Raw genomic sequence first — 16,252 nt, forward strand, 5'->3', positions numbered from 1 at the left:
GCTCAGGCCTTTTCTTTCCAGCCGTCGTCCTTCAAAACCGGCCCTACATCCAGAACAGGTGAGGCATCAATATCGTCAGCGTCCATCATATTGGCGACACGCTGAAGCGAGGCCAGAATCATGTTCTGCTCCCATTCATGAAGGCTTTGGAACTTCTTGATGAAGTCTTCTTGCAAGGGATTCGGTGCACGGGAAAGTATGTCTGCACCGCTCTCGGTTAGGTGCGCATGAACCTTGCGCTTATCTTGCGTGCTGCGAACACGGTAAACCAGCTGCCGATGCTCAAGACGATCGAGAATTGTGGTCACCGTGGCCTGACTTAAGCTTACTTTGTCGGCGATAGTGCCGATAGTAACTTCGCCTAACTCTCGGATGGTTCGCATAATCAAAAGTTGCGGGCCGGTAAGACCGGCATTTTTGCTAAGACGCTTGGAATGAAGATCTGTTGCCCGGATAACACGCCGAAGTGCTACCAAAACATGCTCATAATTGTTCACTGTACGACTACTCCAGTGGGGTCACCGCCCCGTATTTACACCTCTAACCATTAGAGGTCTTCGCACCCGCGAATGCAAGCAGATACGAGTAGCGGTATTCCCTAGTAGCGAATCACTCAGGTTACATTTTTTCGTTCTGACCCTCGAAAAGTTGCACGTCAACAAAAGCTTCCGCACACTAACCTCATAGATCATCCCGACATCTGCGACGATTGTGTCGCCAATGTTAAATGATCAAAGAAACCTCGGGCTAGCTTGACAACGCTGGATGTGTAGTGTTTGTTTAGCTTTCTGAGAACATAAGAATAACCCTGAACCTAACAGGACAGACTCAATGACAACTTCACTGAAAAAAATCGTAACCGCCATCAGCACCTCTGTCGCCCTTCTGGGTGCCGGCCACGCCGCAGCGGATATCCAGATCGGTATTGCAGGCCCAATGACTGGCCCCGTTGCCCAGTATGGTGACATGCAGTTCTCCGGCGCTCGCATGGCTATCCAGCAGATCAACGCGAATGGCGGCGTGATGGGCGAAAAGCTCGTCGCCGTTGAATACGACGACGTGTGCGATCCCAAGCAAGCCGTTACTGTGGCAAACCGATTGGTAAACGATGGCGTTCAATATGTCATCGGCCATCTTTGCTCAAGCTCTACCCAGCCCGCGTCCGATATTTATGAAGACGAAGGCATTCTGATGATTACGCCTGCTTCGACCAGCCCTGAAATCACAGAGCGTGGTTATGAGCTGGTTTTCCGCACCATCGGCCTAGATAGCATGCAAGGCCCCGTGGCTGGCGACTACATTGCGAGCCAAAATCCTAAGCGAGTTGCGGTTGTCCACGACAAACAGCAGTACGGTGAAGGTATCGCCACCGCAGTGCGCGACACGCTAAAAGACAAAGGCGTCGAAATTGCTATGTTTGAGGGCATCACCGCTGGCGACAAGGATTTCTCCTCGCTGGTCACCAAGCTCAAACAAGCTGATGTGGATTACGTGTACTTTGGCGGCTATCACCCAGAACTGGGTCTGATTCTGCGCCAAGCGCGTCAGGCAGACCTTGACGCCAAATTTATGGGCCCTGAAGGCGTTGGCAACAAGGATATCAACACCATTGCCGGCGAAGCATCAGAAGGCCTTCTGGTAACCTTGCCACCAAGCTTTGACCAAAAAGCCGAAAACAAGAGTCTGGTTAAAGCCTTTGAAGACAAAGGCGAAGATCCTTCCGGACCGTTCGTGCTGACCTCCTATGCTGCAGTCCAGCTGGTTGCCCAAGGTATTGAAGCCGCGGATTCCAAAGACCCGTTCGACGTTGCTGCAGCCCTTCGCAGCGGCAGCTTTGAAACACCTATCGGCAATGTGCAATATGACAAGGCTGGCGACATGAAGTCATTTGAGTTTGTTGTGTACGAATGGCATTCAGATGGCAGCAAAACTCCGGTAAACTAAGCCAATCGTTAATAAACGGTAATCATGAGAGCACCTTCTCACCGCGATCCGGGAGAAGGTGTTTTTCTAGGCCCCTGCTGAGTCTGTCATTTGCTCTTCACAGTTATCCTGTGTTTGGCGTGTGCAGAGGAGGGGGCAGGCCTCTGGAGTCAAACAACAATGCAAGACCTCCTATACTTCTCTCAACAGCTCATTAATGGGCTGACGATCGGAAGCGCTTATGCCCTGATCGCCATCGGTTATACGATGGTATACGGCATCATCGGCATGATTAACTTTGCCCATGGTGAGATCTATATGATTGGCGCATACACTGCGCTTATCGCTATTACCGGCCTGACTGCCCTTGGTCTTGCCTGGTTACCTTTGATTCTGATTGTTGCGCTGTTGTGCGCCATGATCGTTTCCAGCTCTATGGGCTGGGCCGTGGAACGTGTTGCCTATCGCCCTGTGCGTGGCCGGCACCGCCTGATTCCACTGATTTCCGCAATCGGCATGTCTATCTTCTTACAAAACTATGTTCATTTGGCACAGGGTTCCCGCAATATCGGTTTTCCTGCGTTAATTGAAGGTGGTTTCAACTTTAGCGCTGACGGCGCGTTCGAAATGTCGCTGTCTTACATGCAGATCACGATTTTCGTGACCACATTAGTTTGTATGACTGCGCTTTCGCTATTCATCTCGCGCTCCCGCACGGGTCGCGCCTGCCGGGCAGTGTCGCAAGATCTCGGCATGGCAAGCCTACTGGGCATTGATACCAACCGCATTATCTCTGCAACCTTTATCATCGGGGCCTCATTGGCGGCGGTTGCAGGCCTGCTTCTTGGCATGTATTACGGCTCAATCGACCCTCTATTCGGCTTTATCGCAGGGCTCAAAGCCTTCACGGCAGCCGTGCTCGGTGGCATCGGCAGCATCCCTGGCGCCATGCTCGGCGGTTTGATTCTCGGCGTCTCGGAAAGCATGACTTCCGGCTATCTCAGCGGTGAGTATAAAGACGTCGTCTCCTTTGGATTGCTGATCCTCATTTTGCTGTTCAAACCCACGGGCCTACTCGGCAAACCGGAGGTTGAGAAGATCTGATGGCTGCTAACAATTACAGACATGCGCTTTTTTGCGCCATTGTCACGCTGATTATTTCGTTCCCTATTCTTGGTTTCAACTTGGAAGCCAAGGGCGTCAACATCGAGCTCACAGGAGCCAAAACCTCAACGATCGTTGCCGTTATTCTGGCGGCTGTGGCGGTCTTTGTATTTCAGGCCTACCGTGACTCGTTCATGGGCCTGCTGGGCAAATTACCAAAGCTCAACCCTTTGGCCGATAAAGAACCCATGGAGCAATCCAAGCGAGTTAAGCTCGAATCCTGGGTGCTCACCGGCATTGTGGTTCTTGCCCTGTTCTGGCCCTTTGTTGTGTCGCGGGGCTCGGTGGATCTAGCTACGTTGGTTCTGATCTACATCATGCTCGCGCTCGGCCTCAACGTAGTTGTCGGCCTCGCTGGCCTGCTCGATCTAGGCTATGTAGCCTTCTATGCAGTGGGTGCTTACACCTTCGCCCTGCTGTCACAATACACCGGCATTTCGTTCTGGATGGCCTTGCCCATCGGTGCGTTACTAGCAGGGTTAACCGGCATGATTCTGGGCTTCCCGGTTTTACGCCTCAGGGGGGACTATCTAGCGATTGTTACGCTGGGCTTCGGCGAGATCATCCGCATCCTGCTCAACAACTGGACAACCCTCACCGGCGGCCCCAACGGCATCGGTGGCATTCCGGAGCCGACGTTGTTTGGTATGGAGTTTGGCCGGCGCATTAAGGAAGAAGGCAACACCTCCTTCCACGAGACCTTTGGCATTGCCTACAGCGGCGAACATAAAGTTATCTTTTTGTACCTGATCGCTTTGGTGCTCGCCGTTATCACTGCATTGATCATCCGTCGCTTCATGCGCATGCCCGTAGGCCGCGCCTGGGAAGCCTTGCGCGAAGATGAAATCGCAGCTCGCTCTCTCGGCCTCAGCCGCACTGCCGTCAAGCTCTCTGCATTCACCATCGGTGCATTCTTTGCTGGCTTTGCTGGCACCGTGTTTGCCTCCAAGCAAGGCTTTATTAGCCCGGAATCCTTTGTATTCCTAGAATCCGCCATTATTCTGGCGATTGTCGTTCTGGGGGGCATGGGGTCGCAGCTTGGCGTCATATTGGCGGCTATTGCGGTTACCATCTTGCCAGAGTTGGCGCGGGAGTTTTCCGAATACCGCATGCTGATCTTCGGCGCTGCCATGGTTCTGATGATGGTTTGGAGACCACAGGGTCTGCTACCCATGCGTCGTATCCACATCACACTGAATAAGCAGGGGTGACAGACAATGCTTGAAGTAAAAAATCTGTCCATGCGCTTCGGTGGCCTTCTGGCGGTAGACGGCGTTTCTCTGGACGTTCAAGAACGGGAAATTGTTTCCATTATTGGCCCCAACGGCGCAGGAAAAACCACCGTATTCAACTGCATGAGTGGTTTTTACAAGCCCTCCGGCGGCAAAATCATTTTCGAAGGCAAGGAAGTTCAGGGTATACCGGATTACAAGATTTCCCGGCTGGGCATGGTGAGAACCTTCCAGCACGTTCGTTTGTTCACTCAGATGAGCGTTGTGGAAAACCTGCTTGTTGCCCAGCACCGCCACCTCAACACCAATATGCTTGCGGGGCTTTTTGGCACCCCCAACTACAAAGAACGCGAGCAAAGTGCCTTGGACCGCGCTGCTTATTGGCTTGAGCGCGTCGGTCTTCTGGACCTCTCCAATCGGGATGCAGGCAACTTAGCCTACGGCCAACAACGGCGACTTGAGATAGCACGCTGTATGGTCACCGAGCCTAAACTGCTCATGCTCGACGAGCCCGCAGCAGGCCTCAACCCAGCGGAAACCAAAGAACTCAATCAGCTTATTGTGAGCCTGAAAGAGGACTACAACGTTTCCGTGGTGCTAATTGAACACGACATGAGTCTAGTAATGGATATTTCCGACCGGATAAACGTGATCAACCAGGGCCGCCCTCTGGCCAGTGGCACACCGGAAGAAATTCGCCATAACGACGATGTGATCAAAGCCTATCTGGGCGAGGCCTAAACATGAGCATGCTTGTACTAGAAAACGTCCACACCCATTACGGTAAGATTGAGGCCCTGCATGGGGTCTCTGTTGAGGTAAACAAAGGCGAAATAGTCTCGCTGATCGGAGCCAACGGCGCTGGCAAAACCACCCTGCTAATGACTGTATGCGGGATGCCCCAGGCCAGCTCAGGTCGCATCTTTCTGGAAGATCGAGACATTACCAATGAGCCCACAGCGCAAATCATGCGCTCAGGGTTGGCAATAGTACCTGAAGGTCGGCGTATATTCTCTGGCCTAACGGTAGAAGAAAACCTGCACATGGGAGGGTTCTTCAACAACAAAACCGAGATCCGCAAAAGCCAAGCCCACGTTTACGAGCTGTTCCCACGCTTGAAAGAGCGAGAGCACCAACGTGCGGGCACCATGTCTGGTGGCGAACAACAGATGCTGGCGATAGGCCGGGCACTGATGAGCCGCCCCAACATGATCATCTTGGACGAACCGTCACTTGGGCTGGCACCGCTAATCATCAAGCAAATTTTTGAGATTATCGGACAGCTGCGGGACGAGGGCATTACCGTGTTTCTGGTGGAGCAGAACGCTCACCAGGCGCTGCACCTTGCTGATCGCGGCTACGTTCTGGAAACCGGAAAAATACGTTTGCACGACACCGGGCAAAACTTGCTCGCCAACCCTGATGTGCAAAATGCATATTTGGGCGGCTAACCCCGTGATCGTTTAACCTGAAAGCCGGAGCATGCTCCGGCTTTTTCATACCATAGCTTTATATGAATATCATCAAAAAAAGAAATAGTCTGGCGAAATCAAATAGTCGCAGAAGTATAGACTTGCCGTAATCAAATCTGCACTATACTCAAGGCAACGGTCTTTATACTTGTCTCCACAGGAGCCCGTCAGGGCCGTTCCCCACTACCAGCATCAGGGCTGGTTATGTGGATTTTGCGACGACTGTAAATATACAATGGAGTGGATAATGAAAAAACTGATCGCAGGTGCAATTCTTCTGGGTGCTTCTTCCATGGCTTTTGCTCAACCGGGCTGCGGCGTTGGCTCGATGATTTGGAAAGGACAATCAGGTATTGCCCCCCACGTATTGGCAGCAACAACTAACGGTACGCTCGGCAACCAAACATTCGGTATGACCACCGGCACACTTGGCTGCCAGACTAACGAGTCTGTACAGTCAATGGCCATGTACATGGACAGCAACATCGATAAAGTAGCTCGCGATATGTCTCGCGGCACTGGCGAAAACCTGGAAACCCTAGCGGTTCTTCTAGGCGTTGATGCAGCAGACCGCGGTGATTTCCGTAAGGTTCTGCAGGATAACTTCGCTGCTATCTTCCCAAGCTCCGACACCTCCTCTGGTGAAGCAGTAGACGCAATTGTTGCTCTGCTGGAAAAGAATGAGTCGCTAAGCAAATACGTAGCGGCCTAATAGCTATACAGTAGGGATGCACCGAGCGCCACGGATGGCGCGCTTTCCCCGCTTAATAATTCCCGACCGGAACTCGCATTTACCCATGGGCAACACGCTTCGCATTGGGCCAATGGTGCTTTGGCTCATCATAAGTTTACCTCTGCAGGCACACACTCAAGCCATGGACGAGCCACTCCATCTGGATCCGGCCTGGCTCACTCTTATTCACTATCAGCCTGACAAGTTCGGGAACGGCCACACCAGCCAAGCCGACGATTCCGAGTTTTTTCTAAGCGAGAAAGGCAAAACTTCCCCAAAGGCAGAACTTGAAGCGACGCTGGAGGCCATACAAAAACCCGGCGGTGGCGCAGACCACGCCCGTTGCCGCTTTCCAGCACGGGATGCTTGGCTTCGTAAACACCTTGACTTACCAGCCAAAGCTATAGAATGCCCGGATTATCAAGAATGGAAGAACACACTAAACACAGAAAGCGTTACTTTAGTATTTGCTGCGTCTTATCTGAACAGCCCTTCATCAATGTTCGGGCATACCTTCCTTAGGCTGGATCCGCCACAGGAAGACGAGAAAACCAACTTACTGCTCGCAAACACGATTTCCTATGCAGCCGATGCGGCCGCCCACGACAGTGAGATAATGTTCGCGTACCGCGGCATTTTTGGCGGCTATCCCGGCATCACAACCGTACAACCTTACTATGAAAAAATTCGACTCTACTCTGACATTGAACATCGAGACCTGTGGGAATATAAACTGAACCTGAACCAGCAAGAGGTCGACTTTATGCTGGCTCACGCTTGGGAAATCCGGGAGCGCAATTTTGATTACTATTTTTTTGACGAAAACTGCGCCTACCGCCTGCTAGCACTCATCGACATTGCTCGCCCCGGCACTGACCTGCTGGGCGAAGTCAGCACCCATGCCATACCGTCGGATACCGTGCGCTGGGTAATCGACAAAGAGCTTGTTTCTGATGTGCACTACCGCCCTTCGGCAGCCACCAACGTAGCCCACAGCCTATCTGCGCTGCCAAAACCCAATCAAACTCTGGCTGCCGCCATCGCGAATGGTTATGTAGCGCCAAACAGCAACGAGGTTCTTGCTTTACCTTCACAAGAAAGAGCCCACCTGCTTGATGCCACATACGATTACGTGCGCTACAAGAGCGAAGCAGACAATTGGCCAAGAGAATTCGCTGCACCACTCTCCCACAGCCTGTTGCGTGAGCGCAGTAAAATTGACGGCGCTGCCCCACTTGAGAAACCGCCGGAACCGGAGGTTAGAGATGATCAGGGCCATGATACATTCCGTATAAGCTTAAGCGCCGGACAACTTGCACACCGCGGGTTTAACCAACTCACCTTCCGACCGGCTTATCACGACATCCTTGATCCACCCGCTGGGTACCGAAGCGGCGCCCAATTGCAGTTTTTTCGTATGGATGCGCGCTATTACACCGACAACGACGAGCTACAACTCGAACAACTCGTCGGCGTAGAGATTCGCTCCCTAAGCCCCAGAAACGCATTTTTCTCGCCATTATCATGGCAGGTTGGCTTTGGTGGTCGACGCACTGACACCGGCTACAAAAGGGTTCTTACGCCCTACTTGGAAGGCGGAACCGGCGGAAGTTGGAGTCTAGGCCAACACACCCAAGCCTTCGCCATTGCCACTGCAGATCTCGAAATCGACGACGACCTGCGCCATGGCTACGATGCAGCCCCCGGGGCAGACATCGGTTTACTTCACCAAAACAATTACTTCAGCCTGACCGCCGGGGCTAAAACCAAAGCCTGGATTGTCAGCAGCCAACATCGGCAGGATCAGGTGTACGCCAAAGGCAACTGGCACATCGGTCGAGAATTCAGCCTATTCGCCGAATTTACCCGCGAAGAACACTACGACAGGTACCAGAGCACATGGAAAGCCGGACTCCACGCGTACTTCTAAAATCAGGCCGAATAAAAACACCCTTACTGGCCCTGCTACTCTCAGCCGCAGCCCTACTGCAAAGCGGCTGCAGCAGCCTGTTCTTCTTTCCGGACAAGAACACCTACATAACCCCAGACCGCCTCAACCTAACCTACGAAAACATCTTCCTTGAAACAGCCGATGAAGAAACCTTGCACGGCTGGTGGTTACCCGCCCTAGGCGACCCCAAAGGCACGATCTACTTTCTTCATGGAAATGCCCAGAACATCAGCAGCCACCTCCTCAACATCGCCTGGCTGCCCGCAGAAGGCTACAATGTCTTCACCATCGACTACCGGGGCTACGGCAAGTCCACCGGCGCACCCGACATAGAAGGCGCACTCCACGACTCTGAAATCGGCCTACGCTGGCTCGCAACCAAAACAGATACCCAGAACACACCAACCTTTCTTCTCGGCCAAAGTCTGGGCGGCGCCCTTGGCCTGACCCTCGCCAGCGAATGGGTACAACGCAACGAAACCCCGGAACTCACCGGCATCATCCTCGATGGCACCTTCTCAGGCTTCCGTGGCATAGCCAGAGAAAAACTCTCCAACTTCTGGCTAACTTGGCCGCTCCAGATACCCCTCAGCTGGACCATCCCAGACGAATACGAAGGCATAGACCAGATAGCCAACATCAGCCCCGTACCGGTTATGGTCATCCACAGCGTTCGCGACGGAATAATCCCCTTCCACCACGGCCGAGACCTCTACGAAGCCGCTGATGAGCCAAAGCGATTCCTGCAGACGGACACAGGCCACGCAGCGACGTTCATCATTCCGGCTTACAAGAATGCGGTCCTGGAGTTTTTGGAAGGGCGTTGAAAGGCTCATTGACCCGTTGCGACATCACTTCTGGTCCTTTTTCTTGCAAGCCTCTGAGATGTAGGAGCACTCGTCGGGCAAGGCTTTTCAAAACTGTAGAGGGCCAAGGATGGCCCGAAACAAGCGCACATGGATGGGCTCGTAGCGTGTTTTGAAAAGCCTTGCTCGACGAGTGCCAGCACCAAAGCCAGAAACGAAAAAACCCGCCAATCCAGAAGAGAGGCGGGTTTTTATTAGCTGCTAACTATTAATCAGAAAAGTCAGTCGGCTGCTCGCCTTCCTTAACTTCCTTCATAGACAGCTTCACACGGCCACGATTGTCCACATCCAAAACCTTGACCAGAACTTCCTGACCTTCGCTCAACTCGTCAGTCACGTTCTCGATCCTGCGATCAGAAATCTGGGAAATGTGCACCAGACCATCCTTGCCAGGCAGAATGTTAACAAAAGCACCAAAGTCTACAATGCGCTCAACGCGTCCCTTGTAGATAGCATTAACTTCGATCTCCGCAGTGATCTCCTTAACCCGGTTAACCGCCGCTTGGGCCGCTTCCTGATTATCTGCATAGATCTTCACATTACCGTCGTCATCGAGATCAATAGAAGCGCCAGTCTCTTCACAGATAGAACGGATCATAGAACCGCCCTTACCGATCACGTCACGGATCTTCTCAGGATTAATCTTGATCGCAGTAATGCTCGGGGCCCGCGGAGACAGCTCGGTGCGTGACTCGGAAATAACCTTGTTCATCTCAACCAAGATGTGCTGACGAGCATCGTGAGCCTGCTCAAGGGCAAGCTCCATGATTTCGTCCGTAATACCCTGAATCTTGATATCCATCTGCAGAGCAGTAATACCGTCTTTAGTACCCGCAACCTTGAAGTCCATATCACCCAGATGATCCTCGTCACCTAGAATGTCAGTCAAGATGGCAAACTTATCGCCTTCCTTAACCAGACCCATGGCAATACCAGCAACTGGCGCCTTCAAGGGAACACCAGCATCCATCAGCGCCAAACTTGAACCACAAACAGACGCCATAGAGCTAGAGCCGTTAGACTCAGTAATCTCGGATACCGCACGAATAGCATACGGGAACTCTTCCATAGTTGGCATAACGGCCATCACACCGCGCTTAGCCAAACGACCATGGCCCACTTCACGACGCCCAGGCGTACCAACACGGCCAGCTTCACCTACAGAATATGGAGGGAAGTTGTAGTGAAACAGGAACGGGTCTTTACGCTCGCCTTCTAACGCATCGATCGTCTGCACGTCGCGGGAGGTACCCAGTGTAGTGGTAACAATTGCCTGAGTTTCACCGCGGGTGAACAGTGCAGAACCGTGCACACTCGGCAGGATACCCACTTCGATCTCAATCGGGCGAACCGTTTTGTTATCACGGCCATCAATACGCGGCTTGCCATCGATTACCTGCTGGCGAACAACGGTCTTCTCGACTTTTCCGAAGTACTTTTTAACGTCATCTGCGGAAGGCTGGCCTTCCTCTTCGCCTGCAAGCTTCTCAACAGCAGCCGTTTTGATTTCACCAAGACGCTCGTAACGAGCCATCTTGTCGTGAATGCCATAGGCCTCACCAATGGTGCCAGCAAACTCAGCCTTGATCGCATCCAGCAGCTCCGTGTTTTCAGCAGCTGGCTGCCACTCCCGGCGGGGCTTACCATGCTCGGCTGCAAACTCTTTGATAGCTGTAACCGCAGCCTGCATTTCCTGATGCGCAAACAGAACGCCACCGAACATCTGATCTTCGCTCAGGCCTTTGGCTTCGGATTCAACCATCAGAACGGCGTCTTCGGTACCCGCAACCACCATATCTAGCAAAGAGGTTTGCAGATCTTCAAAGCTCGGGTTTAGGAAATAGCCTTTCTCGCTGGTGTAACCAACACGACTCGCACCGATTGGGCCAGCGAAAGGAATCCCGGAAATCGACAAGGCGGCCGAAGCGGCCAGCATAGCGGCAATATCTGGATCCTGCTGCTTGCTCGAGGACATAACCGTACAAATAACCTGCGTCTCGTTCATGTAGCCGCTCGGGAAGAGCGGACGAATCGGACGGTCGATCAGGCGCGATGTCAGGGTTTCTTTCTCGGAAGGGCGACCTTCACGTTTGAAGAAACCGCCGGGAATTTTACCTACGGCATAGGTTTTTTCGAAATAATTAACGGTCAACGGGAAGAACGGCTGACCCGGTTTGGCTTCTTTGGCACCAACAACGGTACCGAGAACCGAAATATCACCAATGGTGACAAGAACGGAACCCGAAGCCTGACGGGCAATGCGGCCCGTTTCCAGAGTGACGGTTTCGCCGCCTAGCTCAAATGATTTTTTACGCGGTTGCAGATCCACAACGAACTCCTGCGTTATCTGTTCAGAATGATTGTAACGTGATTCTGAAGACACTCTGCCTGAAAGCTAACAGGCTGTTGTAAAACCCCGGCCAGAGAATCGATACGCTGCTGATGCGTAGCGCCCGGGCTTTCAACAACCTGCTATCAATTTCAGCTTTCCAATACGACAGAAAAGCTCAGATTCACTAATATATTCATGGTAGTTATGAAAAGCACAACCGGCAGGCCCCGTAAGGAACCCACCGGCTGTTGGCTACAACCGAAACAACCGGTGTAGCCCTCAGGTCATAAGACCAGATTTAGCGACGCAGACCTAGACGCTTGATCAGCTCTAGATAACGATCGCCATTCTTCTTACGAAGGTAGTCCAGCAGCTTACGACGCTGGTTTACCATCCGAATAAGACCACGGCGGGAATGGTGATCCTGCTTGTTGGCCTTGAAGTGACCCTGCAGCTTGTTGATGTTGGCGCTCAGCAGTGCAACTTGCACTTCCGGGGAACCGGTATCACCTTCAGCTTGCTGGTAGTCCTTAACGATCTGTGCTTTTTCATTGGCAGACAATGCCATAACTCACCTCAATGTTTGCGATGCTGTCAAATCCGGCCGAACCGCGCATCTCTACAGCCCGGCTAGACAGCGGCTTGCCTAACGCCTACCGCTGTCACTCACCAATCGACGGGGAACCAATTTGGTTTCCTCGCCTTCTGGCAATGCTTCTGCCAAACCTACAAAGCCTTCGTTGCCGTATACTCGAACAAAGCCATCATAAGCCCGGCCCGGTATTCTAACCGGTTGTCCATTCAATATCGACACCAGAGGCTGGCCCGACAATCGGTGTTCCGGGAACATGGAAAGCGCCGCATCGGGTGCCACCAAAAGACCATCGAGACTTTCACCGCGCTCGCGCATTGCCTCAAGATCAGGTACTGCATGCACATCCTCCAACGTGAACCCGGCAGCCAGTGTGCGTCGAAGCTCGACCACATGAGCGCCACACCCCAGCACCTCGCCGATATCCTCAACGAGTGAGCGAATGTACGTACCTTTAGTGCACTTTACAGCGATATCCAGCTCATTTTCACGTACATCCAGAAGCCGAAGCTCGTAGATGGTTACCGGGCGCGCAGGTCTCTCCACTTCTATGCCTTCGCGGGCATATTCATAAAGCGGTCGACCGTTGTGCTTAAGCGCGGAGTACATGGAGGGAACTTGTTGGATATCACCACGGAACTGTTCGAGCACTGACTCAAGCACTTCCGGTGTAAGGTTGTCTGGTACTGGTTTAGTGGCAACGACAGCCCCCTCACTGTCACCGGTTTCGGTACGCTCACCGAGCCGTGCAGTGGCAATGTAGGCCTTATCGCTATCCAGCATCATTTGGGAGAATTTGGTGGCTTCACCGAAACACAGGGGAAGCACTCCGGTTGCTAGAGGGTCGAGAGCACCCGTATGGCCTGCCTTCGCTGCGCCATAGAGGCGCTTGACCTCCTGCAAAATGCCGTTAGAGGTAATACCCAACGGCTTATCGATGACCAGAATGCCATTAACATCACGGCCTTTGCGTCTGCGGCTCAAGCGTTTGACTCCGGGTCATTTCCATCATCATTCGGGCTATCGCCGTTCCGTTCGACGGCTGACTTATCACCAACCGCTTCGCGGATCAGACTGTCCATTCTACGGCTGTAGCCTTGAAGCGCATCAAAGTGGAAGCGAAGCTGGGGTATTACCCGCAGCTTCATCGCCCTTCCCACTTGACCACGAAGGAACCCGGCCGCTCGGTTCAATACCGAAATCGAATCTTTTACCTCGGGAGAATCAGCAGTGAGCTCCTCGGTGGTCAACAGAGAGACATAGATATCGGCGTAGCCAAGGTCACGACTGACCTTGACTGCGTTCACCGTTACCATGCCGAGCCGCGGATCCTTGACTTCGCGCTGAATCAACTGCGCAAGCTCACGCTGCATCTGATCGCCAATGCGATCAATACGACTGAACTCTCTAGGCATTAGGCCCCCGTAGATTCGAGCTTACGCTCGACTCTGATCCGGTCGAAGACTTCAATCTGGTCACCGACCTTCACGTCGTAGCCTTTAACACCGATACCACATTCCATACCGTTGCGAACTTCGGGTACGTCATCCTTAAAGCGACGCAGTGATTCCAGCTCGCCTTCAAAGATAACCACGTTGTCGCGCAGTACACGAATCGGCTTGTTCCGGTACACGTTACCTTCCGTAACCATGCAGCCAGCAACCTGACCAAACTTCGGTGAGCGGAATACGTCGCGAACATCGGCAACACCAACTATGTCTTCGCGGAATTCCGGTGCCAACATGCCTGTCAAGGCACCTTTCACATCATCAAGTAGGTTATAGATAATGCTGTAGTAGCGTAAGTCGAGACCTTCTTGCTCAACAAGGCGCTTGGATGCTGTATCGGCACGCACGTTGAACCCGAAAATAACGGCGCTGGTTGCCATTGCAAGGCTAACATCTGTCTCGGCAATACCACCAACGCCGGAAGACACGATTTTCACCTGAACTTCGTCGTTACCCAGATCTTGCAGGGACTTGGTGATTGCTTCCAGAGAACCACGAACGTCGGTTTTCAGAACAACGTTGAGGGTTTTAACCTCATCTTTGCCCATATTCTCAAACAGGTTCTCAAGCTTGGCTGCTTGTGCACGCTGCAACCGCTGTTCACGCTCACGAATGTGGCGGAATTCTGCAAGTTCTTTGGCCTTGCGCTCATCAGCTACCGCAAAGAACTCGTCGCCAGCGTTTGGCGTTCCATTCAAGCCAAGAATCTCGACGGGAATAGACGGGCCAGCTTCTTTAACTGGCTTGCCGGCCTCATCGGTCATCGCACGAACTTTACCGAAGAAGGAACCTGCAACAACCATATCGCCCTGACGCAGAGTACCGTTCTGAACCAGAACAGTGGCAACAGACCCACGTCCACGCTCGAGACTGGACTCAACCACAACGCCATTAGCCGGTGCATCAGGAGAGGCCTGCAGCTCAAGGATCTCGGCTTGCAGCAGAACCGCTTCAAGCAATGTATCAACGCCTTCACCAGAGTGCGCAGAGATGGGCACAAACTGAACGTCGCCACCCCAGTCTTCCGGAATAACTTCGATCGCTGCCAATTCGTTCTTCACGCGGTCCGGATCTGCCTGTTCTTTATCCATCTTGGTGATTGCCACCACGATAGGAACACCAGCAGAGCGGGCGTGTTGCACGGCTTCTTTGGTCTGCGGCATCACACCGTCGTCGGATGCAACAACCAGAATAACGATATCAGTACATTGGGCACCGCGAGCACGCATTGCGGTGAACGCGGCGTGACCCGGTGTATCCAAGAACGAAATCATGCCCTGATCGGTTTCTACATGGTAGGCGCCAATATGCTGGGTAATACCACCAGACTCACCGGACGCAACTTTGGTACGGCGAATGTAGTCCAACAACGACGTCTTACCGTGGTCTACGTGGCCCATTACACTCACAACCGGAGCACGCTTGGCTTTTTCCTTGCCTTCCACTTTGAATTCGCTGAGCACGTCATGCTCAAACGCGTCATCACTAATAGGCTTAGCTTTATGACCCAATTCCTCAACAACCAGTGTTGATGTCTCCTGGTCCAGAGGCTGATTAATGGTTGCCATCACGCCCATGCCCATCAACACTTTGATGACATCACCGGATTTAACGGCCATACGTTGGGCGAGATCGCCTACGGTAATTACTTCAGGAACTTCTACTTCTCTGACCATTGGTTTGGTCGGCCTCTCGAAGCCATGACGCTTCTCTTTGGGTTTCTTTTTGGCCCGCAACGGCTTGCGCAATGTGGTGTCATCATCGTCATCTGAGATTACCACTGGAGCGTCTGCAGGGCGATTACGCGGCCCACGATGGCCAGCCTGTTTCTTTTTCGGCTTGCCTTCTTCGGTTTCGTTGCCACGCTCACGAACCTTGTCTTTCTTCTTCTTGGGCTTACGGTCTTTGCCTTCACCCTCTGGCGGCGGCATAGGCATATCTTCCGGCGCAACTGCAGGCTCCGGTTCCGCGGCTTGTTTAGGCTCAGCCTTGGCTGCAGGTGCCGGCTCTTCAGCAACTGGCGCCTCTACTTTAGGCTCTTCAGCAGGAGCCTCCGTTTCTGCCTGCGGAGCTGTTACATTCTCAACCTGTTCGGCCTGCGGTTGCTCCACTTTCTGCTCTTCCGGCAACTCTTCAGCTGTCGGCGTTGCCGCTTCCGGCTCCGGCTGTAATTCCGCACGCTTTACATAGGTACGGCGCTTGCGCACTTCCACATTCACGGTCTTGGCTTTACCCGCCTTGAGCGTAGTTGTGGTTTTGCGCTTAAGCGTAATCTTGTTCGGCTCAGCGCCTGCTTCACCGTGGGTCTTTCTCAGATAAGCCAGCAACTGCTGCTTCTCATCACTGGAAACAGCGTCGTTTTCAGAGCGGGCTTTCAGGCCAGCCTCCACGATCTGCTTCAGCAAACGATCCACGGGAGCGCCTACATCATCGGCCAGTTGTTTTACCGTTACTTCAGCCATACTGGTCTCCTCCCGAA

14 protein-coding genes are annotated in these 16,252 nt (G+C 52.9%); 8 read left to right on the forward strand and 6 right to left on the reverse strand.

All coding sequences use genetic code 11. The features are described from left to right. Nucleotides 1-2: 2 nt before the first annotated feature. Nucleotides 3-497 (reverse strand): MarR family winged helix-turn-helix transcriptional regulator, encoded by a 495-nt coding sequence (locus KO508_RS07200; protein WP_200362039.1) that lies wholly within the window; start codon nt 495-497, stop codon nt 3-5. 334 nt (nt 498-831) lie between these two features. Between KO508_RS07200 and KO508_RS07205 the strand changes: the two genes are divergently transcribed. The 8 genes from KO508_RS07205 (at nt 832) to KO508_RS07240 (ending at nt 9,302) form a co-directional block, all read left to right on the forward strand. Beyond that, nucleotides 832-1,944: a branched-chain amino acid ABC transporter substrate-binding protein gene (locus KO508_RS07205; RefSeq protein WP_216007681.1), complete on the forward strand. Its 1,113-nt coding sequence runs from the start codon at nt 832-834 to the stop codon at nt 1,942-1,944. Nucleotides 1,945-2,103: 159 nt separating this feature from the next. Further along, complete coding sequence (gene livH, locus KO508_RS07210) at nt 2,104-3,027, forward strand: high-affinity branched-chain amino acid ABC transporter permease LivH (RefSeq protein WP_200362041.1); 924 nt, start codon at nt 2,104-2,106, stop codon at nt 3,025-3,027. Beyond that, nucleotides 3,027-4,298, forward strand: coding sequence for a high-affinity branched-chain amino acid ABC transporter permease LivM (gene livM / locus KO508_RS07215; RefSeq protein WP_216007682.1), 1,272 nt, complete (start codon nt 3,027-3,029; stop codon nt 4,296-4,298). The genes livH and livM overlap by 1 nt, the downstream gene beginning before the upstream one ends. A gap of 6 nt (nt 4,299-4,304) precedes the next feature. After that, nucleotides 4,305-5,060 carry a high-affinity branched-chain amino acid ABC transporter ATP-binding protein LivG gene (gene livG, locus KO508_RS07220; RefSeq protein WP_216007683.1) on the forward strand — a complete coding sequence of 252 codons (756 nt, stop codon included), beginning with the start codon at nt 4,305-4,307 and terminating at the stop codon, nt 5,058-5,060. Between the two features lie 8 nt (nt 5,061-5,068). Continuing rightward, nucleotides 5,069-5,770 carry an ABC transporter ATP-binding protein gene (locus KO508_RS07225; RefSeq protein ID WP_216007725.1) on the forward strand — a complete coding sequence of 234 codons (702 nt, stop codon included), beginning with the start codon at nt 5,069-5,071 and terminating at the stop codon, nt 5,768-5,770. A 268-nt stretch (nt 5,771-6,038) separates the two neighbouring features. Next, a complete protein-coding gene (locus KO508_RS07230) occupies nt 6,039-6,503 on the forward strand; it encodes a DUF3015 domain-containing protein (protein ID WP_216007684.1) in 465 nt (154 codons plus the stop codon). A gap of 85 nt (nt 6,504-6,588) precedes the next feature. Continuing rightward, on the forward strand, nt 6,589-8,454 hold the full coding sequence (locus KO508_RS07235) for an Lnb N-terminal periplasmic domain-containing protein (protein WP_216007685.1): 1,866 nt from the start codon (nt 6,589-6,591) through the stop codon (nt 8,452-8,454). After that, nucleotides 8,424-9,302, forward strand: coding sequence for an alpha/beta hydrolase (locus tag KO508_RS07240; RefSeq protein ID WP_216007686.1), 879 nt, complete (start codon nt 8,424-8,426; stop codon nt 9,300-9,302). Before KO508_RS07235 ends, KO508_RS07240 begins: the two co-directional genes overlap by 31 nt. 247 nt (nt 9,303-9,549) lie before the next feature. On the opposite strand, the gene pnp is transcribed toward KO508_RS07240, so the two are convergent. The 5 genes from pnp to infB form a co-directional block, all read right to left on the reverse strand. Continuing rightward, nucleotides 9,550-11,664 carry a polyribonucleotide nucleotidyltransferase gene (pnp, locus tag KO508_RS07245; protein ID WP_252737987.1) on the reverse strand — a complete coding sequence of 705 codons (2,115 nt, stop codon included), beginning with the start codon at nt 11,662-11,664 and terminating at the stop codon, nt 9,550-9,552. Nucleotides 11,665-11,971: 307 nt separating this feature from the next. Next, on the reverse strand, nt 11,972-12,241 hold the full coding sequence (gene rpsO / locus KO508_RS07250) for a 30S ribosomal protein S15 (protein WP_216007688.1): 270 nt from the start codon (nt 12,239-12,241) through the stop codon (nt 11,972-11,974). 78 nt (nt 12,242-12,319) lie between these two features. Next, the gene (truB, locus tag KO508_RS07255) at nt 12,320-13,249 is read right to left on the reverse strand and encodes a tRNA pseudouridine(55) synthase TruB (protein WP_216007689.1); all 930 of its coding nucleotides are present in this window, start codon (nt 13,247-13,249) and stop codon (nt 12,320-12,322) included. Then, nucleotides 13,246-13,680, reverse strand: coding sequence for a 30S ribosome-binding factor RbfA (gene rbfA / locus KO508_RS07260; protein WP_216007690.1), 435 nt, complete (start codon nt 13,678-13,680; stop codon nt 13,246-13,248). Before rbfA ends, truB begins: the two co-directional genes overlap by 4 nt. Continuing rightward, nucleotides 13,680-16,235: a translation initiation factor IF-2 gene (infB, locus tag KO508_RS07265; RefSeq protein ID WP_216007691.1), complete on the reverse strand. Its 2,556-nt coding sequence runs from the start codon at nt 16,233-16,235 to the stop codon at nt 13,680-13,682. Before infB ends, rbfA begins: the two co-directional genes overlap by 1 nt. Between the last annotated feature and the right edge of the window lie 17 nt (nt 16,236-16,252).

Origin of the sequence: Marinobacter salexigens, from assembly GCF_018860765.1 — a bacterium.
GTDB classification, from domain to species: domain Bacteria; phylum Pseudomonadota; class Gammaproteobacteria; order Pseudomonadales; family Oleiphilaceae; genus Marinobacter; species Marinobacter salexigens_A.